General features: G+C 79.5%; 1 protein-coding gene. It reads right to left on the bottom strand.

Annotation, left to right across the window (positions count from 1 at the left end; genetic code table 11):
• Nucleotides 1-516 (bottom strand): hypothetical protein (locus tag ABD308_RS37190; protein WP_344345013.1); only part of this gene is annotated, 516 nt, incomplete at both ends.

Here is a 516-nt window from a genome sequence, read left to right as displayed (position 1 = left end):
CGATGCCGGAGGCCGCCCGGAACTCGGTGAGCAGGGCGGCGGCGCCGATCGGGCGGCCGGCGGCGCGGGCCCGGCGGGCGGCCGTCAGGGCGGTGTCGATGCCGTAGACGCCGAGCAGGCCGAGCAGCCGCTCCCGTTCGGGGCGGGTGAGCGGTGCGCCGTCCCAGTCCAGGAAGCGCCGGCCGGAGTAGAGGGCGCGGCGCAGGTCGGCGGCGGGGGCTTCGACCAGCCGGCGGACCAGCCCGGCGTCCGGTTCGGTGAAGTCGTCGCCGAGGGCGGTCTGGGCGAGCAGGCCGACCACCGGGAGCACCTCGTCGACGAGCCCGGCGAGCCGGGTGGCGTTGGTCGCGGCGACCTGCCGGGCGCGCGGCCAGGGGTCGCCGTGGCCCTCGCCGAGCAGGTCGATCCGGCTGAGCACGCCGACGGCGTTGAGCGCGGTCATCCGGCCGTCGGCCTGGGCGCGCAGGGCGGCCCCGGTCCGGGCGGAGAGCAGCACCGGCACCGCCGGGGCGGTCT

Origin of the sequence: Kitasatospora putterlickiae (genome assembly GCF_039527695.1) — a bacterium.
In the GTDB taxonomy this organism is placed as follows: domain Bacteria; phylum Actinomycetota; class Actinomycetes; order Streptomycetales; family Streptomycetaceae; genus Kitasatospora; species Kitasatospora putterlickiae.
The sequence above is the reverse complement of the archived record's forward strand: the minus strand, read 5'-3'. Positions and strand labels throughout refer to the sequence as shown.